Genomic DNA, 811 nt, shown 5'->3' on the forward strand with positions numbered 1-811 from the left:
GGTTCTGGGCAGATTGAGGGCTGGCTGTGGATTGGGCGCGCGTGGATCTATGTGCGACATGCTCCTAGTCCCTCCAGCGCAGCGGCTCCTCGCAGCAGGCCTCTGGGCAGATCAGATCCCAGCAGCAGCCGATCGGCTGCGGAACCGGCAGGGAGAAGAGCACCAGCTGACGGGCGACCTGTACCGGATGACGACGCTGTGGCCTGCGCTGGCGGGAACGGCAGGGAGCAGTGGTGGTGGCTTCCATGGCGAGCTGGAGAAGAAAGGCCCCCCTCCACGCCCCTGAGCCACAGGGTCAAGGCCACCCGTTGGGTGCTCGCTTTGGCCTTGACGCTGAGGCGCGGCCAGCCCGTCGCATCTGGTGGCTGCTGGCCAAGGGGCGGACCATCGGGGACGTGCTCTCCTGCGCCGTGGACTACCGCCAACCCAGAACTGCCCTGCCGCTGCGTTCAGCCACCGGCGGCATGACCAGTCCGCCATAGGCCTCGTCCCTGGACTGGCCCTCCCCATTACTGGAGAGGCGCATCAGCGGAGAGATGCCGGGATCAGGGCTCTCGGCGGGCCCTGGCCCTCAGGCCATCTGCAGCCTCAATTCAGCCAGCGCCTCTAGATCGAGGAGCAGTGGTTCCTGGGTGCGCTGTGCTCTCCGAAGAAAAAGCCTACTTCCGCTCCATCACCAAGGCAGGCTGCAATCATAAGGCCATCTTCACTGATGGGATGCACCCCAACGATTTTCCGCGATTTTTAGCCCCTTTTCCCAAGCCGTTCAGCAGACGCTTTGCTGATTGGTTGAAGCTTTTGGCTAGGCCTG

Annotated in this window: 2 protein-coding genes; one reads left to right on the forward strand and one right to left on the reverse strand. The window is 64.0% G+C overall.

Annotation, left to right across the window (positions count from 1 at the left end; genetic code table 11):
• Window positions 1-64 precede the first annotated feature (64 nt).
• Complete coding sequence (locus tag AC01FP_RS18225; protein WP_474482244.1) at window positions 65-247, reverse strand: hypothetical protein; 183 nt, start codon at window positions 245-247, stop codon at window positions 65-67.
• On the opposite strand from AC01FP_RS18225, the gene AC01FP_RS18230 reads away from it, so the two are divergent.
• Window positions 246-482, forward strand: coding sequence for a hypothetical protein (locus AC01FP_RS18230; RefSeq protein ID WP_474482247.1), 237 nt, complete (start codon window positions 246-248; stop codon window positions 480-482). The genes AC01FP_RS18225 and AC01FP_RS18230 overlap by 2 nt on opposite strands.
• The last annotated feature ends 329 nt before the right edge of the window (window positions 483-811 follow it).

The sequence above is a fragment of the Cyanobium sp. NIVA-CYA 375 genome (assembly GCF_056108345.1).

Coding starts and splice junctions, on each gene's coding strand:
- AC01FP_RS18230 (WP_474482247.1), top strand. CDS start 246: ATGGCGAGCTGGAGAAGAAAGGCCCCCCTCCACGCCCCTGAGCCACAG.
- AC01FP_RS18225 (WP_474482244.1), bottom strand. CDS start 247: ATGGAAGCCACCACCACTGCTCCCTGCCGTTCCCGCCAGCGCAGGCCA.